Here is a 25,797-nt window from a genome sequence, read left to right as displayed (position 1 = left end):
CATGAGTGAGCGCACCCCCGAGCCGAAGACCGTCCTGCTCCGTCGAGGAGAGGTCCACAGCCCCGCCGACCCGTTCGCGACCGCGATGGTCGTCGAGCGCGGCCAGGTCGCCTGGGTCGGTTCCGAGGGTGCGGCGGACGCCTTCGCCGACGGCGTCGACGAGGTGGTCGACCTGGACGGCGCCCTGGTCACCCCCGCGTTCACCGACGCCCACGTCCACACCACCGCCACCGGCCTCGCCCTGACCGGCCTGGACCTGTCGGCCGCACCCTCCCTGGAGGCGGCCCTCGCCCGGGTACGGGACTTCGCCGCGGCCCACCCGCAGGACGAAGTGCTGCTCGGCCACGGCTGGGACGCCTCCCGCTGGCCGGGCGGCCGCCCGCCGACGCGCGCGGAACTGGACGAGGCCACGGGCGGCCGTCCCCTCTACCTCTCCCGGATCGACGTCCACTCCGCGGTCGTCACCACGGCCCTGCTGGACCTGACCCCGGACCTCGGCCGGCCGGACCTTCCGCCGGACGGCCCGCTCACCGCCGACGACCACCACGCCGTACGCGCCGCCGCGTTCGCGGCCGTGACGGCCCGGCAGCGCACCGACGCCCAGCGCGCCGCCCTCGCCCACGCCGTCTCCCTCGGAATCGGCTCCGTCCACGAGTGCGCGGGCCCCGAGATCTCCTCCGAGGACGACTTCACCGGACTGCTGCGGCTCGCCGCCGGGGAGCCGGGCCCGCGGGTCGTCGGCTACTGGGCCGAGCGGGACGTGGACAAGGCCCGCGAACTCGGCGCCGTCGGCGCGGCCGGCGACCTCTTCGTCGACGGCGCCCTCGGCTCCCACACCGCCTGTCTCCACACCCCGTACGCCGACGCGGCCCACACCGGCCGCGCCTACCTCAGCGCCCCCGAGATCGCCGCACACGTCGTGGCCTGCACCGAGGCCGGCCTCCAGGCGGGCTTCCATGCCATCGGCGACGCCGCCGTCGCCGCCGTCGTGGAGGGCGTGCGCGCCGCCGCCGACACGCTCGGCCTGTCCCGGGTCCGTGCCGCCCGCCACCGGGTCGAGCACGCCGAGATGCTCACCCCGGAGACGGTCGCCGGCTTCGCCGAGCTCGGGCTGACGGCCTCCGTCCAGCCCGCCTTCGACGCCCTGTGGGGCGGCGAGGACGGCATGTACGCCCGGCGCCTGGGCGCCGACCGGGCCCGCACGCTGAACCCGTTCGCCGCCCTGCTGCGCGTCGGTGTTCCCCTCGCCTTCGGCTCCGACAGCCCGGTCACGCCCCTCGACCCGTGGGGCACGGTCCGCGCCGCCGCCTTCCACCGCACGCCCGAGCACCGCGTCTCCGTGCGCGCCGCCTTCACCGCCCACACCCGCGGGGGGTGGCGGGCGGTCGGACGCGACGACGCGGGCGTGCTGGTGCCGGGCGCGCCGGCGGACTACGCGGTGTGGCGCACGGAGGAACTGGTCGTGCAGGCCCCGGACGACCGGGTGGCCCGCTGGTCCACCGACCCCCGCTCCGGAACCCCCGGCCTGCCCGACCTGACCCCGGGCTCCGACCTGCCCGTCTGTCTGCGCACGGTGGTCGGCGGGCGGACGGTCTTCGTACGGCCGGGGGAGTGATCACCCGGGACGGCGGGCGGAGGATCACCCGTCCGCCCGCCCTCCGGCGATCTTGCCGCTGACCAGCGCATTGACCAAAGACCCGCAGGTCGAACGGCTGTTGACAGGCGACGGCGGGGGGCCGATAGGTTCGGCGAGTCCACCACCGGACGCCCCGCCGGGGAACGTCCGCTCACTCGCCGGGGCGCCGCTGGGTCAGGGACGGTCCGCCGCACCGGCGTACCGCCACTGGGAGCCAGGCTCAGCGCCCGCGTCGTGGCGAGGGCCGTTCCGGCCGGTAGGGGAGGTGTGACCCGGATGGGGCCCGGGCGCTCAGTAGACAACGGCTTTCGGTCGACCCGCAGCCAGCGGGTCCCAGGTCGGCCCGAAGAGCGCCGGGCCCCCATCCGCAGCACGCCGGACCACCCCTGTCCGCGGCCGCCTGGCCTCCCGGCCGCAGTAGCCTCGTACATACAAGCCCAAAAGCGCGTACATACCCCGCTTTTCTGAAAACGACACCACCATATGAACGTCCCGTCACGTCGGCGCAGGCGGCGGCCACTATGGTGGTCCCCTGCGTACGGACACGAAGGGGCAGCAGTGAACGACGGCGACGCGACCCGCGCGGCACAGGACCGTGGGAGGCAGTTCGGTCCGCTCGGCAAGGCCTTGGTGATCATCCCGACCTACAACGAGGCCGAGAACATCAAGGCCATCGTCGGCCGGGTGCGCGAGGCTGTCCCCGAGGCCCACGTCCTCGTGGCCGACGACAACAGCCCCGACGGCACCGGCAAGCTCGCCGACGAGCTGGCCGCCGCCGACGAGCAGGTCCGGGTGCTGCACCGCAAGGGCAAGGAAGGGCTCGGCGCCGCCTACCTCGCGGGTTTCCGCTGGGGCCTGGAGCACGGCTACGGCGTCCTGATCGAGATGGACGCCGACGGCTCGCACCAGCCCGAGGAACTGCCCCGCCTGCTGACCGCCCTGAAGGGCGCCGACCTCGTCCTGGGCTCCCGCTGGGTGCCGGGCGGCCGCGTCGTGAACTGGCCCAGGTCCCGCGAGATCATCTCCCGCGGCGGCAGCCTCTACTCCCGCCTGGCCCTGGACCTGCCCCTGCGGGACATCACCGGCGGGTACCGCGCCTTCCGCCGCGAGACCCTCGAGGGCCTCGGACTCGACGAGGTCGCCTCCCAGGGCTACTGCTTCCAGGTCGACCTCGCCCGCCGCGCGGTCAAGGCGGGCTTCCACGTGGTCGAGGTGCCCATCACCTTCGTCGAGCGGGAACTCGGTGACTCCAAGATGAGCCGCGACATCCTCGTCGAGGCTCTGTGGCGGGTCACGGCGTGGGGCGTGGGGGAGCGGGTCGGCAAGATCGCGGGCAAGGGGGAGCGGCAGGAGCAGCCTGCGCAGGCCGACGCTCCGCGGGCCGACGGTGCGTCGTCCGACGGCGTGTCGTCGGCCGGCTCGGGTTCCGGGGGTGCGTCGTCCGTCGGCTCGGCTTCCGAGGCCCCGGCTTCCGAGGTTCCGGCGTCCGAGGGCCCGGTGTCCGAGGTTCCGGTGTCCGAGGTTCCGGCGTCCGAGGCTTCGGTGTCCGCGAGCGAGGCTTCCGGGAGTGAGGCCTCCGAAGAACCGGCGTCCGAGGCGCCCGAGTCGCCGGCGCGGCCGTCGTCGCCCGAGTCGCACAGGAACGACTGATCGTCCTCTTACGCTCCGCTGAGCCGGGCCCAGGCACACTGGGTGCATGACGACTGGCGCTTCGACCCCCTTCCACCCGGCCCGGCCCCGACGCTCCCGCCTGCGGACGGCACTGCCGCTGGGCGTGGCCGCGTGGCTGGTGCTGGAGATCTGGCTGCTGACCGTGGTCGCGGGCGCGGCCGGCGGAGTCACGGTCTTCCTGCTGCTGGTCGCCGGGCTCGTCCTGGGCTCGGTGGTCATCAAGCGGGCCGGCCGCCGCGCCTTCCAGAACCTCAACGAGGCGCTCCAGCGCGGCACGCCCCCGTCCCGGGGTGGTGGCAACGGCCTGATGATGCTCGGCGGTCTGCTGCTGATGCTCCCGGGTCTGATCTCCGACGCCCTCGGCCTGCTCCTGCTGCTCCCGCCGGTCCAGAAGGCCGTCGGGCGCTCGGCGGAGCGCGCGGTGGACCGCAAGCTCCGGGAGACCACCCCCGGCTCCCTGGGCGATGCCTTCCAGCAGGCCCGGATGCGCCGCCCCGACGGGAAGGTGGTCCAGGGCGAGGTGATCAGGGACGACGAGCGCGGGAGCGGCGCGGGTGACGCGGGCGCGGGGCCGCGCCCGCCGCTGACCCGCTGACCGGCAGGCGAAGGCCGACATGTGATCGCCGACACATGATCGCCGCCAGATGACCGTGCGGCTCCGGACGGACCGGTCCGTCCGGAGCCGCACGCGCTGTACGACCCGGCGCACCTGCCCGGACGCACCACGACCGCGGGCGCCGTACGTCTCTCACGTACGGCGCCCGCGGTCATGTCAGGTGCGCTGGTGGTCTGGTCCCAGCCCCGCGGGACTATGCCGACTTGCGGCTGTCGCGGGGATGGACCGCGAGGTTCATCGCCCCCGACCGCAGAACGGCCAGCCGCTCCTCGAGGACCTCTTCGAGTTCCTCGCGGGTCCGCCGTTCCATCAGCATGTCCCAGTGCGTACGCGCGGGCTTGGCCTTCTTCTCCTCAGGGCCGTCGCCGTCCACGAGGAGTGCCTGGGCCCCGCAGACCTTGCACTCCCACTCCGGCGGGATCTCCGCCTCGACCGAGAAGGGCATCTCGAAGCGATGCCCCTTCTCGCATGCGTACTCCACGGCCTGGCGCGGGGCCAGGTCGATGCCGCGGTCCGTCTCGTAGCTGGTCACCACGAGGCGCGTGCCGCGAAGAGCTCGCTCACTCATGAATCGTGCCTCCCGGGCTTGTCGCCCACAGGACAGGTGTCGCTGTCGTCGTCATCCGGTCAACGTCCGGTCGGCGGTAAAGATTCCCGTTCCGAGTCCCGTTCCGGGTCATGCGTCGCCGTCGTAGCCGCAGCCTTGTCAACCAGTGCAGTACCCACCGGCGCCCGGTTTGTCACATCTGAAAGGAGATGTCACCCAGCGTTTCGGCATCTTTGACGCGCAGTAACGGTACGCCTGGCAGGCCAAACGCGTACACTACCGCCCTTTCGCCCGGAGTGCTAAATCCTTTCCGGTACCGGGTTCCCCGCGTCCCCGATCGCCCGTCGCACCGGGACCCGCGCGAGCAGCGCGAACCCGAGGACGAAGAAGATCACCAACGAGATGATGGCGTCACGGTAGCTCCCGGTCAGCTGGTAGGTGAGCCCGAACAGCAGCGGCCCCAGCCAGCTCATCCCGCGGTCGCTCACCTCGTACGCGGAGAAGTACTCGGCCTCCTTGCCGGGCGGTACGAGATGGGAGAACAGGGAGCGGGACAGCGCCTGGCTGCCGCCCAGCACCAGACCGATCGCCGCCGCCAGCAGGAAGAAGCCCACCGGCACGCCGGCCGGCAGGAAGTAGCCGGCGCCCAGCGTGAGCGTCCACGCCGCCAGCGAGCCGAGGATCGTGCGCTTCGCGCCGTAGCGGCGGGCCAGGCGGCCCATCGCCAGGGCGCCCACGACGGCCAGCACCTGCACCAGCAGGACGGCGCCGATGAGGGTGGACTGGCCGAGGCCGAGTTCCTCGGAGCCGTAGATCGAGGCCTGGGAGATCACCGTCTGGATGCCGTCGTTGTAGACGAGGTAGGCGAGGAGGAACGCGAGGGTGAGGGGATGGCGGCGCATGTCGCGGACGGTCGCCGCGAGCTGCCGCAGGCCGGGGGCGGTCGCCTCGCGGGCGGCCGTCGGCCGGTCGCGCAGTCTGAGCAGCGGGACGAGGGCGAAGCCGCCCCACCACAGGCCGGCCGAGGCCAGGCAGACGCGGACGGCCGTCGACTCGGAGACGCCCAGGGCGTCGTGGCCCAGGTACAGCCCCAGGTTCACCACCAGGACCAGTGAGCCCGCCGCGTACCCGAACGCCCAGCCGCGCGAGGAGACCGCGTCGCGTTCCTCGGGCGGGGCGATCTGGGGCAGATAGGAGTTGTAGAGCATCATCGCCACGGACTGGGCCGCGTTTGCGACGACCAGCAGCGCGCCGCCCAGCAGATAGCGGTCACCGGAGAGGAAGAACATGCCCGTCGTGGCCGCGGCGCCCACGTACGCGGCGGCCCCCAGCAGGGGCTTCTTGCGGCCCGTGCGGTCGGCCGCGGCGCCCACCAGCGGCATCACCAGCACGGCCACGATCACCGACAGGGACACCGAGTAGGCGAAGAACGAGCCCGCGCGGACCGGGATGCCCAGCGGGTGCACGTACCCGCCGGCGTCCGCCGCCTCCTCCGCGACCGACGTCAGATACGGTCCGAGGAACACGGTGAGCACGCTCGTCGAGTAGACGGAGCAGGCCCAGTCGTAGAAGTACCAGCCGCGCTGTTCGCGCCGCCGCCCCGCGGCGTCGTCGGCCGCCGTCCGCACGGTGTCGGTGCTCACCCGTGCCCTCGCTTCCCCGCTGAGAGTGGCCGCGCGAGGGACGCGGACCGCGGTGCGGCCGGGGTCAGACCCAGACGCCCCGGTCCTCCATGACCTTGCGCAGTGTGTCGATGTGATCGGTCATGATGCCATCGACTCCCAGGTCCAGGAGCCGGTGCATCCGATCCGCTTCGTTGATCGTCCACACGTGCACCTGCAGCCCGCGCGCGTGGGCTGCGCGCACGAAGCGGCGGTCGACGACCTGGATGCCCGACTGCGTCTCGGGCACCTGCGCGGCCACCGCCGACCGGCGCAGCGCCGCGGGCACCCCCCAGGACCGCAGCCGCAGGTTGAGCACGCCCCGGGTGCCGTACGACGTCGCGAGGCGCGGGCCGGCCAGCCGCTGGGCCCGCAGCACCCGCGCCTCGGAGAAGGAGCCGACGCACACCCGGTCCCACGCGCCCGCCCGCCCGATCAGGTTGAGCAGGGGGTGGAGGGCCGACTCGGCCTTGACGTCCACGTTCCAGCGCACCTCGGGGAAGGTCTCCAGGAGCTCCTCGAAGAGCGGGACCGGTTCCCTGCCGCCCACGCGCGCGCGGCGGACGTCCGCCCAGGGCAGGTCGGCGATGCGGCCCGCGCCGTCGGTCACCCGGTCCAGCGTCGCGTCGTGGAAGGCGACGAGCCGGCCGTCGCGGGTGGCGTGCACATCGGTCTCGATGTAGCGGTAGCCCGTCGCGACCGCCTGCCGGAACTGCGCCACGGTGTTCTCCAGGCCGTCCGCGGCCCCGCCGCGGTGCGCGAACGGGATCGGCCCGGGATGGTCGAGGTAGGGGTGGCGTACGAGGGTGCTCACGGACGAAGTATCGCCCTCCGGGGTGACCCGGTGGCAACGACCGTGCTGCCGACGGATGCCGTGGGGACGGCGAACACCCGCAGGAAGAGCTGGGCGAGCGGGCCGATCGACACCGCGTACAGCAGCGTGCCGACGCCGACGGTGCCGCCGAGGGCGACGCCGGTCACCACGACCGCCGCTTCGACGGCCGTGCGCATCAGACGGATCGAACGGCCGGTGCGCCGGTGCAGACCGGTCATCAGCCCGTCCCGCGGACCCGGTCCGAAGCGGGCCGCGATGTAGAGGCCGGTGGCCGCGCCGTTGAGGACGATGCCGGCCGCCAGGAGCGGCGCGCCGGCGGTCAGGCCGTGCGCCTCGGGGACGAGCGCGAGCGTGCCGTCCATGGCGAGGCCCACCACGAAGACGTTGGAGACGGTGCCGAGGCCCGGGCGCTGGCGCAGCGGGATCCACAGCAGCAGCACCCCGGCGCCCACCAGGATCGACACGGCCCCGATCGACAGACCGGTCAGCTCGGCCAGCCCCTGGTGCAGCACGTTCCAGGGCTCCAGGCCCAGGCCGGCCCGGACGAGGAGGGCGGAACTGGCGCCGTAGAGCGCCAGTCCGACGTAGAGCTGGAGCAGTCGGCGGATGAGGCCGTCCTTCGGTGGTGGCACGGACATCGGGTCCCCTGTGGTGGTAGTGGCCTGGCTCATGACACTCTGTGGCAGGGAAGGAAGAGCCATCCATGGCCAATTCGGGGAAGGTGGACTGATCACCATGGCGCAGTGGACCTCGGCGGTGGGGGCCGCGCAGCTCGCGCGGCTGCTCATGTCCCAGCAGGACCGTCCGGCGGGCCCCGGTACGCGCCGCCCGCCCGCCTATCGCGCGCTCGCCGACGGCATCCGCCTGCTGGTGCTGGAGGGGCGCGTCCCCGTCGCCGCCCGGCTGCCCGCCGAGCGGGAACTGGCGCTGGGGCTGTCCGTGAGCCGTACGACCGTCGCCGCCGCCTACGAGGCGCTGCGCGCGGAGGGCTTCCTGGAGTCCCGGCGTGGAGCCGGCAGCTGGACGGCCGTCCCGGCCGGGAACCCGCTGCCCGCGCGCGGCCTGGAACCGCTGCCGCCCGAGGCCCTCGGCTCGGTGATCGACCTGGGCTGCGCGGCCCTTCCGGCGCCCGAGCCCTGGCTCACCCGCGCCGTTCAGGGCGCGCTGGAGGAGCTGCCGCCGTACGCGCACACGCACGGCGACTACCCGGCGGGCCTGCCCGCCCTGCGGGCGATGATCGCGGAGCGCTACACCGCGCGCGGGATCCCCACGATGCCCGAGCAGATCATGGTGACGACCGGGGCGATGGGCGCGATCGACGCCATCTGCCATCTGTTCGCCGGGCGCGGTGAGCGCATCGCGGTCGAGTCGCCGTCCTACGCCAACATCCTCCAGCTCATGCGTGAGGCGGGCGCCCGGCTGGTGCCCGTCGCCATGGCCGAGGGGCTCGCCGGGTGGGACCTGGACCGCTGGCGCCAGGTGCTGCGCGAGGCCGCGCCGCGGATGGCCTACGTCGTCGCCGACTTCCACAACCCGACCGGCGCGCTCGCCGACGAGGACCAGCGCCGCCGGCTGGTCGAGGCGGCCCGGTCGGCGGGGACCGTGCTCGTCGCCGACGAGACGATGAGCGAGCTGTGGCTCGACGCGGACGCCGAGGACGCCGAGGGCGCCGGGATGCCGCGGCCGGTGTGCGGCTTCGACCCGGCCGGCTCGACGGTGATCACCGTCGGGTCGGCGAGCAAGGCCTTCTGGGCCGGGATGCGCATCGGATGGGTCCGGGCGGCTCCGGACGTCATCCGCAGCCTGGTCGCGGCACGCGCCTACGCCGACCTGGGCACGCCGGTGCTGGAACAGCTGGCGGTGAACTGGCTCTTCAGCACGGGCGGCTGGGAGCAGGCCGTGGAGCTGCGGCGCCGCCAGGCCCGGGGCAACCGGGACGCGCTGATCGCCGCGGTGCGGCGGGAACTGCCCGACTGGGAGTTCGCGGTGCCCAGGGGAGGGCTGACGCTGTGGGTGCGCGCCGGGGGCCTGTCGGGGTCCCGGCTCGCCGAGGCGGGGGAGCGGGTGGGGGTACGGGTGCCCTCCGGGCCGCGCTTCGGCGTCGACGGCGCCTTCGAGGGGTACGTGCGGCTGCCGTTCACCGTGGGGGGCGCGGTCGCCGAGGAGGCGGCGGTACGGCTGGCCGCGGCGGCACGGATCGTGGAGAGCGGGGGGACCCTGGGGGCGGAGGGCCCGCGCACGTTCGTCGCCTAGCCGGCGCCTGGCCGTTTCCCTTCCCTACGAGCCCTCGGCGGCCATGGCCTCGGCCGGGACCGGCAGTGTCTCGCCGTCCGCCGGGGTCGAACGGGGCGGCAGCAGGTCCAGCACCGCCCGGCGGTGCGCGTCGCTGGTCGCGTCGTCGTACGGGTCCGGCGTCGCCGGCACCTGGAGGCGGTGCACCGGTCCGGTGCCCAGCCGGGCGTAGCCGCGGCCCGGCGGAACGTGGTCGACGGGGGTGGTGTGCGGGCGGGCGCCCAGGACCGACTCCACGAGGGCGGCCGACGCGGGCCCGAGGACGACCCGCGCGCGCGTGTGCTGCCGTACGGCGTCGCCGAGGGCCTCGAGGCTGTCGAGCTGTTCGGCCACGGCCACCGTGACGTGGGCCGCGCGGCCGTGCCGGAGAGGGGCCTCGAGGAAGGCCCGTGGATCCTTGCGGCCCTCCGCCTCGGCGAGGTGCGTGAACGCCGTGGGACGGTCGAGGAGGATCCACAGGGGGCGCTTGGTGTCGTCCGGCGGCGGGTTGCCCTCCTGGCGGGCGCTGTTCGCGGCGACGAGCCGGCGTTCGGTCTCCTGCGCCGCCCACTCCAGGCCGGCCAGCACCCCGGCCAGCCCCACCTCGACGCCCAGGACGCCGTCCCGGCCGGTCAGACAGGCGTACTCACCGGTCCCGCCGCCGTCGACGACGAGGACGTCGCCGTACCGGAGGGCCTGGAGGGCGATGGAGCGGAGCAGGGTGGAGGTGCCGCTGCCGGGCTGGCCGGTCACCAGCAGGTGCGGCTCGGTGGAACGGATGCCGGTGCGCCAGACGACCGGCGGGACGTCACGGTGCTCCCCGCCGAAGCCGAGGGGGAGCGTGCGCGGGACCTGGGAGGGGTCGGTGAAGCCCAGGACGGTCTCGCCCGGCGCGGTCACGAAGCGCTGGGCGGCGATGTCGGTGGGGAGCGGGTGGAGGACCGTCACGGTGAGCGCGTTGCCCTCCTCGTCCCAGTGGAAGTGGTACTCGCGGCCCCGGCCGGACTTGGCCGCCAGCAGGTGCTCGATCCGGGCGCGCTCCTCGGCCTCGCCGTCCGGGAAGTACGCCGGGTAGGCGACCTCGAGGTGGGTGACACGACCCGAGCCGTCGAACTCGTACGACGGGAAGGCCTTCTCCCACTCGCCGCCGTGGGCGTAGAGGGGAGAAGGGTCCTCCTCCGTCGAGAAGTACGGGACCAGAGCCTCGTACAGCGCCTGGAGTCGCTGGGTCTGCGACTCGTCAGGGCCTTCGGGAGCCGGTGGGGTGCGGTCCCGGCCCTGCCAGGCCGCCGCCGCCATCAGCGTGATGACGGCGAGCAGCGGGCCGTACGGCACCAGGGCCACGACCAGGATCACCGAGGCCGCCAGGCACAGCAGCGGCCCGCGCTTGTCCCTGGGGGTCTCGGCCCATCTGCGCCGCCCGGCAGAGGCCAGCCGGCGCAGACCGCGGGAGATCGTGATCAGCGGATGGAGGACGTCGGTGGCACTGTCGGCCGCCGTCCGGGCCAGCTCCCGGCTCCGGGCGATCTGTGCGCTGCCGGTGCTCAGGATGCGGGGGAGGGGGCGCCGGGCCACTGCGGTCTCCTGGAGGTGCGTACGGATGGTGGGGGATGCCCCCGGGACGGAGCCTGTCGGAGTCCTGGGGGAGGACGGCGGGACGGGCGGCGTCAGAACTTGATGCCGCCGAGCAGGCTCGCCAGGCTCTCGCCACCCGCCTTGATGCTCGGCGCGATGGCCGTACTGGCCAGGTAGAAGCCGAACAGGGCGCAGACCAGGGCGTGCGACGCCTTGAGCCCGTCCTTGCGGGAGAAGAGGAAGACGATGATGCCGAGCAGGACCACGCCTGAGATGGACAGGATCATGTGAGTTCTCCTGGTTCGCGGGGACAGTCACCATGAGTACTTCCAGGATCACAGGATGTATCCATACGATTAAAGGTGCAAATGGGTGAAATCCGGCTGTTTTCCCTCTGATGGCGGAACCCTCGAAGGGCCCTCTGAGCAGGCGAGTTGCGTCGAACGGGTCCGGTGGTGATCTTTGCCTTCGACGGGTCCCGTTCATGTGCCCGTCGAGCCAGTACCCTGGCGATTCACCTGAACGGCTGCAACGAGAGGCGGTCCGGCCGATGAGCGAAGCCCCCGACCCCGAGGTCGTGGAGCTGGCGACCAAGATCTTCGATCTGGCTCGCCGGGGACAGACCGAGGCGCTCGTGGCGTACGTCGACGCGGGCGTTCCGGCCAACCTCACCAACGACCGCGGCGACACCCTCGTGATGCTCGCCGCCTACCACGGCCACGCCGACGCGGTGCGGGCACTGCTGGCCCGCGGCGCCGACGCCGACCGCATCAACGACCGAGGCCAGACGCCGCTCGCCGGGGCCGCCTTCAAGGGCGAGACGGAGGTCGTCAAGGCCCTCCTGGAGGCCGGCGCCGACCCGGCGGCAGGCACCCCCTCGGCCGTCGACACGGCCCGGATGTTCGCGCGCACGGAGCTGCTCGAACTGTTCGGCGCCCCGTGACGCCGACGCTCCCGAGCAGCCCTGAACAGCCAGGACAAAGGTTTTGAGCAGGTAAATCGACGACCACGGGGGAGGCGGTACGGGGCCGCCGGAAATTTCGGTCGCGGCGGGTTGAGCTGCCGGGTCATCATGACGACGTGATTCACGGACGCGATGGCCGGGCAGGTGTTGCCGCACCGCGCGGGCCGTGATGCGGCCCGCATGGGCCACCGACGAGAGGCAGAGGAAGATGGCTTACAGCAAGCAGGAAACGGCGGGCGCCCCGACGTGTTGTCACGCGGCCAGGTAATGCACGTCCCCGGTTGCGTCGACGCTTGATGTGAGGCTGTTTCCCATGTTCGATCCGGTCATAGCGCCCAGCGGTACGCTGCTCGGCCTGCTCCAGCGGGGCCGCGGCGACGGCACACTGCACGCGCTCACCGCTCCCCGCCCCGAGGCGCTCGCGGCACTGAACCACTGTGTGCTGCGCGATCCCCGCCACGACTGGCAGGTGGAGAACCGCTCCCTGTACTACGCCCGCCTCTACCTCGACCTCGGCGGCGGCCTGGGCGAGATCGAGGCGCACCTCTTCGACGTCGAGGACGCCTTCGACACCGACGAGTCCCGCACCGGCCTCGCCCTGGCCGTCCTGGGCCACCTCGCCTCCTACGGCAGGCGGGACGCCCTCGGACTGCTCCGCAGGTACGCGGCCTCGGGGTCCAACTGGGCGTGGGCCCTGGACGAGCTCGCCCTGCGCGACGACGACGCCGGCCTGCGCGCCCTGGCCGCGCCCGTGCTCGCCCGGTTCGCCACCGACGCCGAGGGCGAGGCCGAGCTGGCCGCCGCCGTCCGGGACGCCTTCGAGCCCCGGCCCTGGCGGCTGTGGGCCGAGGATCCCCGCGAGTACGTCTCCACGCGCGTGCGGGCCGCCCAGGAAGCCGGCTGCTTCGACCGCTGGCAGCGGCAGATGAGCCCCACCGGCCCCCGCCCCGGCTGGAGCGTGCAGGCCGTCTTCGAGTGGGCCCAGCAGGGCGTCGAACGCGGCGCCGCGCTCCATGTCCCCGCCGCCCGCTGCCTCACCGCCGTGGCCGGGCCCGAGGACCGGCCCGAGATCGTGCGGGCGGCCCGGGACGGCTCCGAGGGGGCCCGGTGCACCGCCCTGCGCTACCTCGCCGACAGCGAGGATCCCGACGCCCTGGGCCTGATCGAGGCTGCCGTGGCCACCGGCTCGGCGGTCGTCGTGGAGGCCGCCGTCGACGCCTTCGAACGCATGCGCGGTGCCGCCGCCGTCGACCGGGCCCGCGGCTGGGCGCACCGGCCCGACGCCCTGGGCGCCGCTGCGGGCCGTGTGCTGGCCTGCCGGGGCGGCGCCCGTGACAGCGACCTCGTCCTCGCCGCCCTGCGCGAGGCCGTCCGCGGCGAGGGCTGTGACGCGCCCACCCTGTGGACCCTCGTCGACGGCACCGGACGCCTCGGCATCGTCTGCGCGGCCCCCGTCCTGCGCCATATCTACCGCGAGACGGCGTCCTCCCACCTCCGCGGGCGCTGCGCGCGCGCCCTCGCCGCCACCGACCCCTCCTTCGCCACCGGCTTCGCCGTCGAGTGCCTGTGGGACTGCGAGGAGACCACCCGCGAGATCGCCGCCCGGCACGCCGAGACCGGTGACGCCCGGGTCGTCGAACGGCTGCGCCGGCTCGCCGCCGACCCGGCCGAGGAGGCGGAGGTCCAGACGGCCGTCCGCAGCCGGATCGGACCGGACGCGACCTCCGCCATGTGAACCCCGGGCCCAGCCATGCCCGCCGGGTGAACACGGGGTGACCTCCCGGACGGGCGGGCATGGACACCGCCCGACCTGCGAGGGTGCGCAGCGCAACGCTCATGGGACGTTTGTCGTTCGGACAGATCTACTTTGACGCGGCCACGTCCAGCGCGGCGACAACACCGGTATGCGTGTCGTCATCGTGACCGAATCCTTTCCCCCCGACGTGAACGGCGTGGCCCACTGCGCGCTCCAGACCGCCCGGCACCTCGCAGACCGCGGTCACCTCCCGCTCGTCGTCGCGCCGGCCACCGCGGCCGGCAGCGGGCCAGACGCCCAGGCGCCGTGCCCCGTCGTCCGTGTGCCCTCCCTCCCGCTCCCGGGCTACCCCCAGGTCCGCGTCGCCCTCCCCAGCCGACGCGTCGCCGCCGCCATCGCCGACCACCGCGCCGACCTGGTCCACCTGGCCGGCCCCTTCGTCCTCGGTGTCCGCGGCATGGCGGCCGCCGCCCGGCTCGGCATCCCGGCCGTCGCCGTCTACCAGACCGACCTGGCCGGATACGCCCGCACCTACATGGGCGCCGGGGAGGCCGCGGCCTGGCGGCGGATCCGGTCCGTCCACGCCGCCGCCGACCTCACGCTCGCCCCCTCCAGCGCGGCCCTGCGCGACCTGGAGACGCACGGCGTCCCCCGGGTCAGGCTGTGGGCGCGGGGCGTGGACACGGCCCGGTTCCGCCCGGCGCACCGCGACGAGGCGCTGCGCCGGGAACTCGCCCCGAACGGCGAGGTGATCGTCGGCTACGTCGGGCGGCTCGCTCCCGAGAAGCAGGTCGAACTGCTGTCAGGGGTGTGCGGCCTGGACGGCGTACGGGTCGTGGTCGTGGGTGACGGCCCCAGCGGGCCCGGGCTCGCCGAGGCCCTGCCCGGTGCGGTCTTCCTGGGGCGGCGCACCGGCGACGACCTCGCCCGCGTCTTCGCCTCGCTGGACGTCTTCGCCCACACCGGCCCCTTCGAGACGTTCTGCCAGACCGTCCAGGAGGCCATGGCCAGCGGCGTCGCGGTGGTCGCCCCCGCCGCGGGCGGCCCGCTGGACCTGGTCGACCACGGGCGCACCGGCCTGCTCGTCCCGCCGCGCGACGCCGCGGCCGTGCGCGACGCGGTGCGCGCCCTCGCCGCCGACCCCGCGCGGCGGGCCGCCTACGGAGCGGCCGGCCGGGCCACGGTGGAGGGCCGCACCTGGGCCGCCGTCGGCGACCAGCTGATCGGCCACTACACGGACGTGCTCGCCGCGCGCCGGCCGGTGGTGGCGGCATGAGCGGAGGAACGCACGGGCCGCTGCGCATCGTCCGGCTCGCCAACTTCGTCGCGCCCGCGTCGGGCGGGCTGCGCACGGCGCTGCGCGAACTCGGCAAGGGCTACCGCGCCGCCGGACACGAACCGGTCCTGATCGTGCCGGGCGAACGGGACGACGACCGGGAGACCGAGCAGGGCCGGGTGATCACCCTCCCCGGACCGCTGCTGCCCGGCACCGGCGGCTACCGGGTCCTCACCGGCAAGCGGCGCGTCGCCCGTCTGCTGGAGGACCTCGCGCCCGACCGCCTGGAGGTCTCCGACCGCACAACGCTGCGCTGGACCGGCAAGTGGGCGCGCCGCGCGCGCGTGCCCGCCGTGATGGTCTCCCACGAGACCGCGGACGGCGTGCTGCGCACCTGGGGCGTGCCGCAGGAGACGGCGCGCCGGGCCGCCGACGCGCTCAACCTCCGCACCGCGCACACCTACGCGCGCGTGGTGTGCACCACCGAGTTCGCCGAGCGGGAGTTCGTACGGATCGGCGCCCGCAACGTGGTGCGCGCACCGCTCGGCGTCGACCTGGTCGAACGGCACCCCGCGCTGCGCGATCCCCGGCTGCGGGGGCGCTACGCGCGCGCGGACGAGGCGTTCCTGGTCACGTGCACCCGGCTGTCCGTCGAGAAGCGGCCCGGTACCGCGCTGGACGCCCTGGAGGCCCTGGTACGGCGCGGCCGGCGCGCGGTGCTGGTCGTCGCCGGGGACGGGCCGCTGCGGGGCCGGCTCGAGAGCCGGGCGCGGGAACGCGGGCTGCCCGTCGTCTTCCTCGGGCACGTGTCCGACCGGGGCGCCCTGGGTGCCCTCCAGGCGTCCGCGGACGTGTGCCTGGCACCGGGGCCCGCGGAGACCTTCGGGCTTGCCGCGCTGGAGGCCATGGCCTGCGGGACACCCGTGGTGGTGAGCGCCTCGTCCGCGCTGCCCGAGGTGATCGGTGCCGCGGGCGCCGTCGCGGCGGACGACGGGGAGGCGTTCGCAGACGCGGTGGAGAGGCTCTTGGCGCAGCCCGTGGCGGAGCGCGGGGAGGCCGCACGCGCGCGTGCGGAGTGCTTCGGATGGGGGACCGCGGTACGCGCGTTCCTCGCGGCACACGACACGACCGTGCTCCCCGGCGCGGTCCTGGACGGGGAGACGGGGGGCGTCCGCTCCGGCGGGGGTGCGGGAGAGCCGCCGTCCCGTCCCGACGGGAGTGGCACGGGGGCGGTTCCGGGCTGGCCCCCGGTGGTCGAGGGGGCGGCGCCGGTGTTTCCCCCGGTGGTCGAGGGAGCGGTGCCGGTGTTTCCCCCGGTGGTCGAGGGAGCGGTGCCGGTGTTTCCCCCGGTGGGTGAGGGGGCGGTGGCCGCCCGGTCCGGCGGGCGGGACGCGCCGGTCGCGGCCCGGGACGTTTCCGGGGGGCTCGGATGAGAGCCGTCCGCTTCGTGGCCCTCGGGGACTCGCTCACCGAGGGCGTCGGCGACCCGGTGGGCGGGCGGTGGCGCGGCTGGGCCACGCTGCTCGCCGGCGGACTGGCCGACCAGGCCGGGGAACCCGTCACGTTCACCAACCTCGCCGTCAGCGGGGCCCAGACGCGGGACGTCCTGGAACGGCAGCTCCCGGCCGGGCTCGCACTCCGGCCCGACATGGCCTCGGTCCTGATCGGCGTCAACGACACCCTGCGCTGCACCTTCGACATCCACGCCGTCGCCGCCCGCCTCGACACGGTGTACCGCTCCTTCACCGAGCAGGGCGCGGTCCTGCTCACCGCGTGCCTGCCCGACCCGGGCGCCATGCTGGGGCTTCCGGGGGCCCTCGCCCGCCCGCTCGCCCGACGGCAGCGCGCGGTCAACGCCGTCGTCCACGCGCTCTCCGACCGCTACGGGGCCGTCCATCTGCACGCCGCCGAGGGCGCGTGGCTGACGGACCGCGCGATGTGGAGCGCGGACCGGCTCCACCCCGGCGAGCGCGGCCACCGGCAACTGGCGGTGCGCTTCCACGCGCTGCTGGCCGGGGCCGGCCTCGCGACCGGGACCGCGCCCTCGCCCGAGCCGGAGTTCCCGCCGCCCACACGGTCGGCCGGACTGCGGTGGCTGGCGACCGCCGGCACCGGCTGGGTGGCCCGGCGGTGCACCGACCTGCTGCCCCAGCTGCTGGCCCTGGCGGCGGACGAGATACGGCACCACGCGCGCGGGACGAGCGCCCGGCTCGAGCTGCGGGCCACCGCCGCGGTGTCGGCCGCGCTCCGCGCTGTCCGTCGTGGAACGGCAGCCGGACACCGCCCGGGCCCACGCCTCCGCCTGACCGGACGGCCGAGCCGTCGGAGGCGGGCCGCCGACGGCCGCCGGCGGCGACGTGAGGGGGCGGCCAGCGGTGGCGTGAGGCGGGCGGCCTCAGCGGCGGCGTACGGCGGTGAAGCGGACCGGTGTCCCCGGGACCGCTTGCGCGGCGGACGCGAGGTCGGCCGGACGCACGACCCCGATCACCGGGTAGCCGCCGGTGGTCGGATGGTCGGCGAGGAAGACCACCGGCCTGCCGTCCGGGGGGACCTGGACCGCACCCAGCACCATGCCCTCGCTGGGGAGCTCGCCGGGACGGACCCGTCCCAGGGCGGGGCCTTCCGTGCGCAGGCCGATGCGGTTGCTCGCGGCCGACACCAGGTACGCGCGCGTGGTGAACACGCGGACCGCCTCCGGCGTGAACCAGTCGTCCCGCGGGCCCAGCGTCACCCGCAGCACGAGCTCCGCCGGGGGCGCCGGCTGCGGGGCCGTGTCCACGCGCGCGTGCGGGGAGTGAACCCGCCCCAGGGGCAGGACCGTGCCGTCCGTGAGAGGCGGCGGACCGAGACCCGACAGCAGATCCGTGGACCGGCTGCCGAGGACGGGCTCGACGGCGACGCCGCCGGACACGGCCACATAGCTGCGCAGCCCCCGGACCGCCGGCCCGACGTCCAGCAGCGCGCCGCCGGGCAGCCGCACGGGCGCGCCCCAGGCGGCCGGCCGGCCGTCGACGGTGACCGCGCACGGCGCGCCGCCGACGGCCACGGTGACCGCCGAACGGGGGCGCAGGGTACAGCCGTTGACCGTCGTCTCCAGGACGGCGGCCTCGGGCGGGTTGCCGACCAGCCGGTTGACGAGCGCCGCGGCGGGCCCGTCCAGGGCGCCGGAGCGGGGCACGCCGAGGTGGGCATGGCCGAACCGGCCCCGGTCCTGCACGGTGGTCAGGGCACCCGCGCGGACGACGGAGAGCGCACGGTCGCTCATGACGCGCTCCTCCTGAAGGCCGCGTTTCTCCTGGGGGCTGCGTCTCTTTCGGAGGTCGTGCTTTCCCCGGGGGCCGTGCCCCTCCCCGAGGCCGTGCCCCTCCCGGAGGCCGAGCTCTCCCCGGGGCTCCCGCTCTCCCCGGAGTTCCCGCTGTCCCCAAAGCTCCCGCTCTCCCCGGAGTTCCCGCCCTCCCCCGAGACCGGCACGAAACGCACGCGTGTGCCCGGTGCCAGCAGTGCGGCCGGCACGCGCGTGTGGTCCCACAGCACCGCGTCCGTCGTGCCGATCAGCTGCCAGCCGCCGGGTGACGAGCGCGGGTAGACACCGGTGTACGGGCCCGCCAGGGCGACGGATCCGCGCGGGACGGCCGTGCGCGGGGTGGCCCGCCGCGGGACGTGGTAGCGCTCCGGCAGGCCCGTGAGGTAGCCGAACCCGGGCGCGAAGCCGCAGAACGCGACCCGGAACTCGGTACCCGCGTGGATGTGGGACACCTCCCGCTCCGGCACGCCCCAGTGCGCGGCGACGTCCGCGAGGTCGGGGCCGTCGTAGCGCACCGGCAGCTCGACCACCTCGCCGGCCGGCGGGGGAGGGGGCGGGATGGCGGCGGAAGCGAGCTCGCCGGCCCGGCGGACCGGATCGTCCAGACCGTCGAGGAGGACCGTACGGGCGGCGGGGACGATCTCGCGGACGGTCAGCGAGCCCTCCGCGCGGCGCCGCAGCAGCTCCGTGTGGAGGGCCTGGGCCTCCTCGTCCGAGTCCACCTCGACGAGCAGGGCGTCCTCGCCGACGGGCAGTGCCCTCATGCGAAGGCCTCCACCCGGACGCCCGACTGCTCCAGACACCGGCGGACCTGGCGGGCCAGCTCCACCGCGCCGGGCGTGTCGCCGTGCAGGCACAGCGAACGCGCGCGTACCGCCACCTGTGCTCCCGAGCGGGAGGTGACCAGCCCCGAGCGGGCCAGACCCACCGACCGTTCGACGACGGCGTCGGGATCGGTGATCACGGCCCCGTCCTGCGCGCGCGGGACGAGCGTGCCCTCGTCGGTGTACGCGCGGTCCGCGAACGCCTCCGTGACGGCCGGCAGGCCCGCCTCGGCGGCCAGCGCCAGCACGCGCGAGCCGGGCAGCCCGAGCACCGGCAGCGTGGCGTCGGCGAGGAGCACGCCGTCGACCACGGCGCCGGCCTGCTCCTCGTCGCGCACGACCCGGTTGTAGAGCGCGCCGTGCGGCTTGACGTACGCCACGCGCGCCCCCGCCGCCCGTGCGAAGACCTGAAGGGCACCGATCTGGTACGCCACCTCGGCGGCCAGTTCGGCGGACGGCACGTCCATGGCGCGCCGCCCGAACCCCGCGAGGTCCCGGTAGGAGACCTGGGCGCCGATCGTCACGCCCCGCTCGGCCGCCAGCTCGCACACCCGCCGCATGGTGGCCGCGTCCCCGGCGTGGAAGCCGCAGGCCACGTTGGCGCTGGTGACGACGGACAGGAGCTGCTCGTCGTCGGTGAGCCGCCAGTGGCCGAAGCCCTCGCCGAGGTCGGCGTTCAGATCGATCGCGGTCATGGTTCCAGTCTCTCCTGATCAGGCCACGCGGTACTGCTCGTCGCGGGCGTCGGTGACGAACATCTGCCCCGGCGCGTGGGTGAGGGCGAACGGCGGCCGGGAGGCCGTCACCGCCGCCTGCGGGGTCACACCGCAGGCCCAGAACACCGGGATGTCGTCCGGACCGGCGTCCACCGGGTCGCCGAAGTCCGGACGGCCGAGGTCCTCGATGCCCAGCCCCGACGGGTCGCCGCAGTGCACGGGTCCGCCGTGCACCGCCGGGAGCAGACTGCTCTCCCGGATCGCCGCCGCCAGGTGCTCGGGCGGCACCGGGCGCATGGACACCACCATCGGCCCGTGCAGCCGCCCCGCCGGACGGCACTGACGGCTCGTCACGTACATGGGCACGTTGCGTCCCTGCTCGACGTGGCGGATCGGGACGCCCGCCCCGGCCAGCGCCCACTCGAAGGTGAAGCTGCACCCGAGCAGGAACGTCACCAGGTCCTCGCGCCAGTACGCGCGCACGTCCGTCGGCTCGTCCACCAGCTCGCCGTCCCGCCACACCCGGTAGCGCGGCAGGTCGGTGCGCAGGTCGGCGCCCCCGGCCAGCACGGTCGTCCAGGAACCGGCGTCGGTGACGTCGAGGACCGGGCAGGGCTTGGGGTTGCGCTGGCAGAACAGGAGCATGTCGTACGCCCAGTCCGCGGGCACCGAGATCAGGTTGGCCTGGGTGTGGCCCGCCGCGACCCCGGCCGTGGGCCCCGTCAGCCCGTCCCGGAAGCGGGACCGGGCGACGGCCGGGCTCCACGCGCGCGCGTGGACGTCGACGAGGGCAACGGGGCTGTCCTCCGTGCGGGCCGGACGGTTCATTCCAGCTCCTTCCCGCGCGTCTCCGGCAGCCCCAGCAGCGCCAGGGCCGCGAGGCCGTAGCCGACCGCGCCGAAGACCAGCGCACCGCCCACGCCCCAGCTGTCGGCCAGGAAACCGACCGTGGTGGGGAAGACGGCGCCGACGGCGCGCCCGGTGTTGTACGTGAAGCCCTGTCCCGTGCCGCGCACCGCCGTCGGGTACAGCTCGCTCAGGAAGGACCCGAAGCCGCTGAAGATCGCCGACATGCAGAACCCGAGCGGGAAGCCGAGGACCAGGAGCAGGGTGTCGGCGCCGGCCGGGATGTTCGCGTACGCCAGGACGCAGACCGCCGACAGCAGGGCGAAGAGCCAGATGGTGCGGCGCCGGCCCAGCCGGTCGGTGAGGTGGCCGCCGGTCAGGTAGCCCAGGAAGGCGCCTGAGATGAGGAACGTCAGGTAGCCGCCGGTGTTGACCACCGACAGGCCGCGCTCGGTCTTGAGGTACGTCGGCACCCAGGTGGCCAGGGTGTAGTAGCCGCCCTGGACGCCGGTGGAGAGCAGGCCCGCGAAGACCGTCGTGCGCAGCAGGGGGCCGCGGAAGATCGCCGGGAAGGAGCCCTTCTCGCCGCCGTGCTCGCGCGCCGCGACGGCCCTCGGCGCGTCCTGCACCCGGCGCCGCATCCACACCACCAGCAGGGCGGGCAGGGCGCCGGTCCAGAACATCACGCGCCAGGCCACGTCGTCGCCGAACACCGAGAAGACCAGCGTGTACACGAGCGCCGCCAGCCCCCAGCCGACGGCCCACGAGCTCTGGATCGCGCCCAGGGTGCGCCCCCGGTGCCGTGCGCTCGCGTACTCGGCGACCAGGATCGCGCCGACGGCCCACTCGCCGCCGAAGCCGAGGCCCTGGAGGGCGCGGAAGACCAGCAGCGTCCCGTAGGTCGGCGCGAAGCCGCAGGCGACCGTGAAGACGGCGTAGGTGATCACCGTGATCATCAGGGCCCTGACCCGGCCGATCCGGTCGGCCAGCACCCCGGCGAGGGCGCCGCCGATCGCGGAGGCGGCCAGCGTGACCGTGGTGAACAGGCCGGTCTGGCCGCTGTCCAGGCCGAAGTACGCCGCCAGCGCGACCATGCTCAGCGGCAGCGTGAAGTAGTCGTAGGAGTCGAGCGCGTAGCCGCCGAACGCGCCCGCGAAGGCGCGGCGGCCGCGCGGGCCGAGGGCGCGCAGCCAGCCCAGTGCGCCGTCCTCGTCGGCGCGGCCGGCGGCCGGGGAGCGGCTGGTGGTGGCGGTGGCGGTGGTGGTGGACGGGGCCCGCGGTGGCGGAGGGGTCGTGCTCATGGAGGCACCTCACTGAGGGATGACGGAGGGTGCTGGGACTGAGCCGTGCCGTGCGGTGGTGGTGCCGGCGGTGCCGTGCGTGGTGTGCCGGCGGTGCCGTGCGTCGTGGTGCCGAGCCGTGCTGTGCCGTGCCGTGCCGTGCTGTGCCGTGCCGTGCTGTGCCGTGCCGTGCCGTGCCGGGCCGTGGTGGTGCCGGGCCGAGCGGCGATCGTGCGGAGGCGAAGCGTGCTGTGCGCAGCACGGTAGAGGATCGTTGAACGATCCTTCAATACCCCTGTTGTTTTGTCCCTTCGTCTGCGATTGAATTCCGGGCATGGCAGAGCAGCTGGCGGGACTGGCCGACGACCGCGCCCTCCTGGGCCGCACCAGCACGGCCGAGCGGGTCTCGGACATCCTCAGGAGCCGCATCGCCGAGGGCTACTTCCCGCCGGGGACACGGCTGTCGGAGGACAGCATCGGCGGAGCCCTCGGCGTCTCCCGCAACACGCTGCGCGAGGCGTTCCGGCTGCTCACGCACGAGCGTCTGCTCGTCCACGAACTCAACCGGGGCGTCTTCGTCAGGGTCCTGACCGTCGAGGACGTCGAGGACATCTACCGCACCCGCGCGCTCGTCGAGTGCGCCGTCGTCCGCGGGCTGGGCGAGCCGCCGTACGCGCTCGACGGCCTCGCCGACGCTGTGGCGGAGGGGCAGCGGGCGGTCCGCGAAGATGACTGGAAAGCGCTGGGTACCGCCAACATCCACTTCCACCGGGAACTCGTCGCCCTGGCGGGCAGCGAACGCACCGACGAGCTGATGCGCAGCGTCTTCGCCGAGCTGCGCCTCGCCTTCCACGTCGTGGACGACCCGCGCCGGCTGCACGAGCCGTACCTCGCGCGCAACCGGCAGATCCACCAGGCGCTGCGGGCCGGGAACCGCGCGGAGGCCGAGAAGCTGCTCGCGGTGTACCTGGAGGACTCCCTGGAACGTGTGGTCGAGGTGTACCGGCGACGGGTCGGCGACGACACGGCAGAGGCCGGCTGACCCGCGCCCCGCACCGGCGCCCCGCGCCCCGCACCGGCGCCCCGCGCCCCGCACCGGCGCCCCACGCCCCGCACCGGCGCCCCGCACCGGCGCTCCGTCGGCGGCGCCGCCGCAGCGGTGCCCCGGCGCGCCCGGCTGCGCTGCGCCGGCCTGCGCGGGCGTGACCGCCCGGTCGGCGGGGCCCGTGGGTGAGCCCGCGGTGGGGGAGCCCGTGACGGAGCAGTCCGTGACCGAGGGCCCTGACGGGGAGTCGCGCCGGACCGGCCGACCCCGCGCCGGGCAGGGCCGATCGGTGCCGTTTGGGACGATGTCAGACCAAGGACCTAGTCTGTGCACCGTGACTTCGCCTGTATCGACGGAACGCGTTCCGCCCCAGCTCAGCGCGGTGCCGCGCCCCGCCACGGGCCCGGCCGCCGACGAGGGGCTGGCGCGGCGGCTGCGCGCGCTCGCCTGCACCGCCCCGATCCACGACCTCGACGCACGCAAGGCCAACCTCGCCGGCGAGTACTCGGTGTACGGCATGGCGGAGATCGCCCTCGCCGCCATCGACCTGGTCACCCTCAACATGGACTTCGACACCGGCGCCGACCACGACCAGATAGTCGCCCGCCTCGTCCCCCGCATCGCCGCGCAGGCTCCCCGGCGGTCCGCCGAGGAGCACGAGCGCGTGGCCCGCTGGGTCCTGGAGAACCTCATCAACGTCGGCAGCGTCGACCGGGGCTTCCGCGCCGTGTACGGCACCTTCGGGCCGGACGGCACCTATGTGCGCCGCGACTACGACTTCAAGCTCCTCGAAGAGGTCCCCGGGTACGGCGGCGCCGTCTACCTCCGCACCACGGACGAGGCCGTCAACGTCCTCGTCGGCGCCCTCGACACCGACGTCACCAGCGCGCAGATCGCCGCCGAGGTCAAGCTGGAGGTCCTCATCCGCCGGGGCCGCCTGGCCGACGCCCAGCTCGCCGCCGAACAGGCCCGCTACCGCACCGTGCAGTACGCGGAGACGCTGCGCCGCGCCCTGGAGGCGACCCGGCGCAACGTCCGCGCGGTGGACTGGCTCAACGCCGTCCCCGACATGATCGCCGAGGCGCTCGACCACGTGGCCGACCGCTACCGCCACGAGAACGCCATCCTCACCAACATCCGCAAGGCCCGCGACGAGTCCGAGGACCCCGAGCACAAGCGGCGCGCCGCCGAGCTGGTCGACATCGTCAAGGACTGCATCCGCAGGCACACACAGTTGCAGTCCCGGCTGCTGGAGGCCGGCCCCCTTTTCCGCGCCGAGCAGGACCGTCAGGCCTTCGCCACTCCGTTGACGACCTCGGGGATCGACCTGTACGGCCACCTCGTCGCGCCCGTGCTGCCGCTGCCGCTGGACCAGGCGGCCCGGGTCACCGACGCGTTCTTCGCCCACGGCACCGGGCTGCGCACGCCGGTGTCCGTACGGGTGGGCGACCTCGTCGACCTGCTGCTGACCCCGCCGGTGGAGCGGGAGCACCTCGGGGCGGAGATGCCCGAGCCCGATCTGATCGCGACACCGGACGACAGCCGCTTCAGCGAGGAACAGCTCGTCGCGGCGCGTGAACTGCTGGACCTGCCCGCCGACGCGCCCCGCAGGCTGTCGGGGCTGCTGGCGGAAGCCCGCCGGTCCGACCCCGACCTGCCCTACCTGGTCGCCCTGCTGGCGGTTCACGCGGCCAGCCCCCCGGTGGGCACCGCGTACCGGCAGGGCGAGGAGAAGCTGCTGTTCGCCGTGGACGACGGGACGGAGCTGGACGACCCGGAGTTCGGCGGAGCCGACCTCATCGTCGGGACCGCGCTGCTGGACGCCGCGGGGATGGCGGCGGACCGGACGGAGGCCGCGTGACGCTCCACCACGGCCGCGGTCCGGACCCGGCGGACCGCCACCGGGCACCGGCCCTCGCGGACCGCCACCGGGCACCGGCCCTCGCGGACCGCCACCGGGCACCGGCCCCGGCGGACCGCGCCCTCGCGACCGAGCGGCACATGCCCCGGCCCCACACCCCCGAGGCGACGCGAGCCCCCGAGGCGACCGTCCCCGCCCCCGCCGACAAGAACGAGGAGTTGTGTCCGTGACCGAGCACGTCGACCGGAGCGAACCGGAGGCCCCCGCCCCGTCGGCGCACGCCGCCGTCACCCCCGCCGACGCGGCCGACGCGGCCCGGCTCGTCGCCTTCGGACTGCAGCCCAAGCTCCAGCCTGCACGGGACCAGGAGTACGCGGAACTGCTGCGGCGCCACCGCGAGGACCCGGCGTTCGCCCGGCTCGCCGACGCCGTCGCGGCCGGACTCGGCCTGATCGTGCTGGAGGTGTCCCCCCGCGCGGGCATGGCCGTCACCGCCGCCGAGGACTCGGTGTTCGCCGTGCGCATGGGCGACTACGCACGGCGCACCTCCGCCGACGGCGGAGACCGCTTCCTGCACGGACTCGCGCACCTCGCCGTCGCCGCGATGGCGTTCCCGCGCCCCGAGGACCTGGCCGACGACGGCTACATCGGCCGGGTCAGCGTCAACGGCGTCGACGCCTTCGTACGACAGGCCTGCCGCCGGCTGGAGGAACGGGCCGAGGAACAGGGCGAGAACACCGACCCGGCCAGCGACGCGCCCGGCCTGGAGGCCGCCTGGCGGATCTGGGCCCGGCGCAGCGCCACCGGCGCCACCAAGGACGCGCGCAGACTCGCCGGTTCGACGACCGGCATCGTCGGCAAGGCCGTCGCGTTCCTCACCGACTCCGGCTTCCTCCAGCGCACCGGCGACGACCACGGCGGCACCTACCGGACCACCGCCCGCTACCAGCTCCAGGTCCGCGACCTGGCCGGCAGCGCCGCCCTCGCCGAGCTGCTGGAGCTGGGCGTCGTCCCCGTCACCGACGGCAGCCCCACCCTGCTGCCCGCCGAGGACACCGACGACCTGGACCTGGTGGCCGACGCCGGGCTGCCGTTCCACTCCTGAGCCCCACC

The 25,797-nt window shown here is 74.7% G+C and carries 20 protein-coding genes and 4 pseudogenes; 13 read left to right on the top strand and 11 right to left on the bottom strand.

What is annotated here, in order from left to right; genetic code table 11:
* Position 1: 1 nt before the first annotated feature.
* The 3 genes and pseudogenes from ACIP67_RS41540 (at position 2) to fxsA (ending at position 3,902) form a co-directional block, all read left to right on the top strand.
* The gene (locus tag ACIP67_RS41540; protein ID WP_401699492.1) at positions 2-1,615 is read left to right on the top strand and encodes an amidohydrolase; all 1,614 of its coding nucleotides are present in this window, start codon (positions 2-4) and stop codon (positions 1,613-1,615) included.
* Between the two features lie 579 nt (positions 1,616-2,194).
* Positions 2,195-2,983, top strand: a pseudogene (locus ACIP67_RS41535) (polyprenol monophosphomannose synthase); the annotation flags it as partial.
* A gap of 349 nt (positions 2,984-3,332) precedes the next feature.
* Positions 3,333-3,902: an FxsA family membrane protein gene (gene fxsA, locus ACIP67_RS41530; RefSeq protein WP_401699490.1), complete on the top strand. Its 570-nt coding sequence runs from the start codon at positions 3,333-3,335 to the stop codon at positions 3,900-3,902.
* 214 nt (positions 3,903-4,116) lie between these two features.
* Here the strand turns inward: fxsA and ACIP67_RS41525 are convergent, their stop codons facing one another.
* The 4 genes from ACIP67_RS41525 to ACIP67_RS41510 all read right to left on the bottom strand — a co-directional run bounded on the left by ACIP67_RS41525 (position 4,117) and on the right by ACIP67_RS41510 (position 7,637).
* Entirely contained in the window at positions 4,117-4,491 is a 375-nt protein-coding gene (locus tag ACIP67_RS41525) for an RNA polymerase-binding protein RbpA (RefSeq protein ID WP_010357981.1), read from the bottom strand.
* A 278-nt stretch (positions 4,492-4,769) separates the two neighbouring features.
* Entirely contained in the window at positions 4,770-6,113 is a 1,344-nt protein-coding gene (locus ACIP67_RS41520; protein WP_401699487.1) for an MFS transporter, read from the bottom strand.
* 64 nt (positions 6,114-6,177) lie between these two features.
* Complete coding sequence (locus ACIP67_RS41515; RefSeq protein ID WP_401699484.1) at positions 6,178-6,945, bottom strand: glycerophosphodiester phosphodiesterase; 768 nt, start codon at positions 6,943-6,945, stop codon at positions 6,178-6,180.
* Positions 6,942-7,637 (bottom strand): YitT family protein, encoded by a 696-nt coding sequence (locus ACIP67_RS41510; protein ID WP_401699482.1) that lies wholly within the window; start codon positions 7,635-7,637, stop codon positions 6,942-6,944. Before ACIP67_RS41510 ends, ACIP67_RS41515 begins: the two co-directional genes overlap by 4 nt.
* A 64-nt stretch (positions 7,638-7,701) precedes the next feature.
* Here ACIP67_RS41510 and ACIP67_RS41505 point away from each other — a divergent pair, with 64 nt between their 5' ends.
* The gene (locus tag ACIP67_RS41505) at positions 7,702-9,219 is read left to right on the top strand and encodes a PLP-dependent aminotransferase family protein (RefSeq protein WP_401699481.1); all 1,518 of its coding nucleotides are present in this window, start codon (positions 7,702-7,704) and stop codon (positions 9,217-9,219) included.
* A gap of 24 nt (positions 9,220-9,243) precedes the next feature.
* Here the strand turns inward: ACIP67_RS41505 and ACIP67_RS41500 are convergent, their stop codons facing one another.
* Together ACIP67_RS41500 and ACIP67_RS41495 are read right to left on the bottom strand one after the other, a co-directional pair.
* Positions 9,244-10,812, bottom strand: a complete 1,569-nt coding sequence (locus ACIP67_RS41500) for a hypothetical protein (protein WP_401699478.1) — start codon at positions 10,810-10,812, stop codon at positions 9,244-9,246.
* Positions 10,813-10,904: 92 nt separating this feature from the next.
* The gene (locus ACIP67_RS41495; protein WP_385067198.1) at positions 10,905-11,099 is read right to left on the bottom strand and encodes a hypothetical protein; all 195 of its coding nucleotides are present in this window, start codon (positions 11,097-11,099) and stop codon (positions 10,905-10,907) included.
* A 263-nt stretch (positions 11,100-11,362) separates the two neighbouring features.
* Here ACIP67_RS41495 and ACIP67_RS41490 point away from each other — a divergent pair, with 263 nt between their 5' ends.
* The 5 genes and pseudogenes from ACIP67_RS41490 to ACIP67_RS41470 all read left to right on the top strand — a co-directional run bounded on the left by ACIP67_RS41490 (position 11,363) and on the right by ACIP67_RS41470 (position 17,114).
* Positions 11,363-11,755, top strand: coding sequence for an ankyrin repeat domain-containing protein (locus tag ACIP67_RS41490; RefSeq protein WP_401699474.1), 393 nt, complete (start codon positions 11,363-11,365; stop codon positions 11,753-11,755).
* A 334-nt stretch (positions 11,756-12,089) separates the two neighbouring features.
* Positions 12,090-13,511, top strand: coding sequence for a HEAT repeat domain-containing protein (locus ACIP67_RS41485; RefSeq protein ID WP_401699472.1), 1,422 nt, complete (start codon positions 12,090-12,092; stop codon positions 13,509-13,511).
* Positions 13,512-13,680: 169 nt separating this feature from the next.
* Positions 13,681-14,808, top strand: a complete 1,128-nt coding sequence (locus ACIP67_RS41480; RefSeq protein WP_401699470.1) for a glycosyltransferase family 4 protein — start codon at positions 13,681-13,683, stop codon at positions 14,806-14,808.
* A pseudogene (locus ACIP67_RS41475) lies at positions 14,805-15,944 on the top strand (glycosyltransferase); the annotation flags it as partial. The gene ACIP67_RS41480 and the pseudogene ACIP67_RS41475, both read left to right, overlap by 4 nt.
* Positions 15,945-16,237: 293 nt before the next feature.
* Positions 16,238-17,114: pseudogene (locus tag ACIP67_RS41470) on the top strand (SGNH/GDSL hydrolase family protein).
* A gap of 89 nt (positions 17,115-17,203) precedes the next feature.
* On the opposite strand, the gene ACIP67_RS41465 reads toward ACIP67_RS41470, so the two are convergent.
* From ACIP67_RS41465 to ACIP67_RS41445, 5 genes and pseudogenes are all read right to left on the bottom strand, one after another.
* Positions 17,204-18,073, bottom strand: coding sequence for a biotin-dependent carboxyltransferase family protein (locus ACIP67_RS41465; protein ID WP_401699467.1), 870 nt, complete (start codon positions 18,071-18,073; stop codon positions 17,204-17,206).
* Positions 18,074-18,267: 194 nt separating this feature from the next.
* Positions 18,268-18,876, bottom strand: a pseudogene (locus ACIP67_RS41460) (allophanate hydrolase subunit 1); the annotation flags it as partial.
* Entirely contained in the window at positions 18,873-19,631 is a 759-nt protein-coding gene (locus tag ACIP67_RS41455) for a LamB/YcsF family protein (protein ID WP_401699465.1), read from the bottom strand. The gene ACIP67_RS41455 and the pseudogene ACIP67_RS41460, both read right to left, overlap by 4 nt.
* A gap of 18 nt (positions 19,632-19,649) precedes the next feature.
* Positions 19,650-20,480 carry a putative hydro-lyase gene (locus ACIP67_RS41450; protein WP_401699463.1) on the bottom strand — a complete coding sequence of 277 codons (831 nt, stop codon included), beginning with the start codon at positions 20,478-20,480 and terminating at the stop codon, positions 19,650-19,652.
* Positions 20,477-21,799: an MFS transporter gene (locus ACIP67_RS41445; protein WP_401699461.1), complete on the bottom strand. Its 1,323-nt coding sequence runs from the start codon at positions 21,797-21,799 to the stop codon at positions 20,477-20,479. The genes ACIP67_RS41450 and ACIP67_RS41445 overlap by 4 nt, the downstream gene beginning before the upstream one ends.
* Before the next feature lie 313 nt (positions 21,800-22,112).
* Here ACIP67_RS41445 and ACIP67_RS41440 point away from each other — a divergent pair, with 313 nt between their 5' ends.
* The 4 genes from ACIP67_RS41440 (at position 22,113) to ACIP67_RS41425 (ending at position 25,789) form a co-directional block, all read left to right on the top strand.
* Positions 22,113-22,820 (top strand): GntR family transcriptional regulator, encoded by a 708-nt coding sequence (locus ACIP67_RS41440; protein ID WP_401699459.1) that lies wholly within the window; start codon positions 22,113-22,115, stop codon positions 22,818-22,820.
* A 337-nt stretch (positions 22,821-23,157) separates the two neighbouring features.
* A complete protein-coding gene (locus ACIP67_RS41435; RefSeq protein WP_401699457.1) occupies positions 23,158-24,684 on the top strand; it encodes a hypothetical protein in 1,527 nt (508 codons plus the stop codon).
* Positions 24,681-24,914 (top strand): hypothetical protein, encoded by a 234-nt coding sequence (locus ACIP67_RS41430; RefSeq protein ID WP_401699455.1) that lies wholly within the window; start codon positions 24,681-24,683, stop codon positions 24,912-24,914. Before ACIP67_RS41435 ends, ACIP67_RS41430 begins: the two co-directional genes overlap by 4 nt.
* Positions 24,911-25,789 (top strand): hypothetical protein, encoded by an 879-nt coding sequence (locus ACIP67_RS41425; RefSeq protein WP_401699454.1) that lies wholly within the window; start codon positions 24,911-24,913, stop codon positions 25,787-25,789. Before ACIP67_RS41430 ends, ACIP67_RS41425 begins: the two co-directional genes overlap by 4 nt.
* The last annotated feature ends 8 nt before the right edge of the window (positions 25,790-25,797 follow it).

Source organism: Streptomyces sp. NPDC088812 (genome assembly GCF_044750285.1).
Lineage (GTDB): Bacteria > Actinomycetota > Actinomycetes > Streptomycetales > Streptomycetaceae > Streptomyces.
This window is presented reverse-complemented; position numbering and strand designations above follow the sequence as displayed.

What these genes read in the sequence shown, in the direction of transcription:
- ACIP67_RS41540 (WP_401699492.1), top strand. Translation starts at nt 2, where the DNA reads ATGAGTGAGCGCACCCCCGAGCCGAAGACCGTCCTGCTCCGTCGAGGA.
- fxsA (WP_401699490.1), top strand. Translation starts at nt 3,333, where the DNA reads ATGACGACTGGCGCTTCGACCCCCTTCCACCCGGCCCGGCCCCGACGC.
- ACIP67_RS41525 (WP_010357981.1), bottom strand. Translation starts at nt 4,491, where the DNA reads ATGAGTGAGCGAGCTCTTCGCGGCACGCGCCTCGTGGTGACCAGCTAC.
- ACIP67_RS41510 (WP_401699482.1), bottom strand. Translation starts at nt 7,637, where the DNA reads ATGAGCCAGGCCACTACCACCACAGGGGACCCGATGTCCGTGCCACCA.
- ACIP67_RS41505 (WP_401699481.1), top strand. Translation starts at nt 7,702, where the DNA reads ATGGCGCAGTGGACCTCGGCGGTGGGGGCCGCGCAGCTCGCGCGGCTG.
- ACIP67_RS41495 (WP_385067198.1), bottom strand. Translation starts at nt 11,099, where the DNA reads ATGATCCTGTCCATCTCAGGCGTGGTCCTGCTCGGCATCATCGTCTTC.
- ACIP67_RS41490 (WP_401699474.1), top strand. Translation starts at nt 11,363, where the DNA reads ATGAGCGAAGCCCCCGACCCCGAGGTCGTGGAGCTGGCGACCAAGATC.
- ACIP67_RS41485 (WP_401699472.1), top strand. Translation starts at nt 12,090, where the DNA reads ATGTTCGATCCGGTCATAGCGCCCAGCGGTACGCTGCTCGGCCTGCTC.
- ACIP67_RS41480 (WP_401699470.1), top strand. Translation starts at nt 13,681, where the DNA reads ATGCGTGTCGTCATCGTGACCGAATCCTTTCCCCCCGACGTGAACGGC.
- ACIP67_RS41465 (WP_401699467.1), bottom strand. Translation starts at nt 18,073, where the DNA reads ATGAGCGACCGTGCGCTCTCCGTCGTCCGCGCGGGTGCCCTGACCACC.
- ACIP67_RS41455 (WP_401699465.1), bottom strand. Translation starts at nt 19,631, where the DNA reads ATGACCGCGATCGATCTGAACGCCGACCTCGGCGAGGGCTTCGGCCAC.
- ACIP67_RS41450 (WP_401699463.1), bottom strand. Translation starts at nt 20,480, where the DNA reads ATGAACCGTCCGGCCCGCACGGAGGACAGCCCCGTTGCCCTCGTCGAC.
- ACIP67_RS41445 (WP_401699461.1), bottom strand. Translation starts at nt 21,799, where the DNA reads ATGAGCACGACCCCTCCGCCACCGCGGGCCCCGTCCACCACCACCGCC.
- ACIP67_RS41440 (WP_401699459.1), top strand. Translation starts at nt 22,113, where the DNA reads ATGGCAGAGCAGCTGGCGGGACTGGCCGACGACCGCGCCCTCCTGGGC.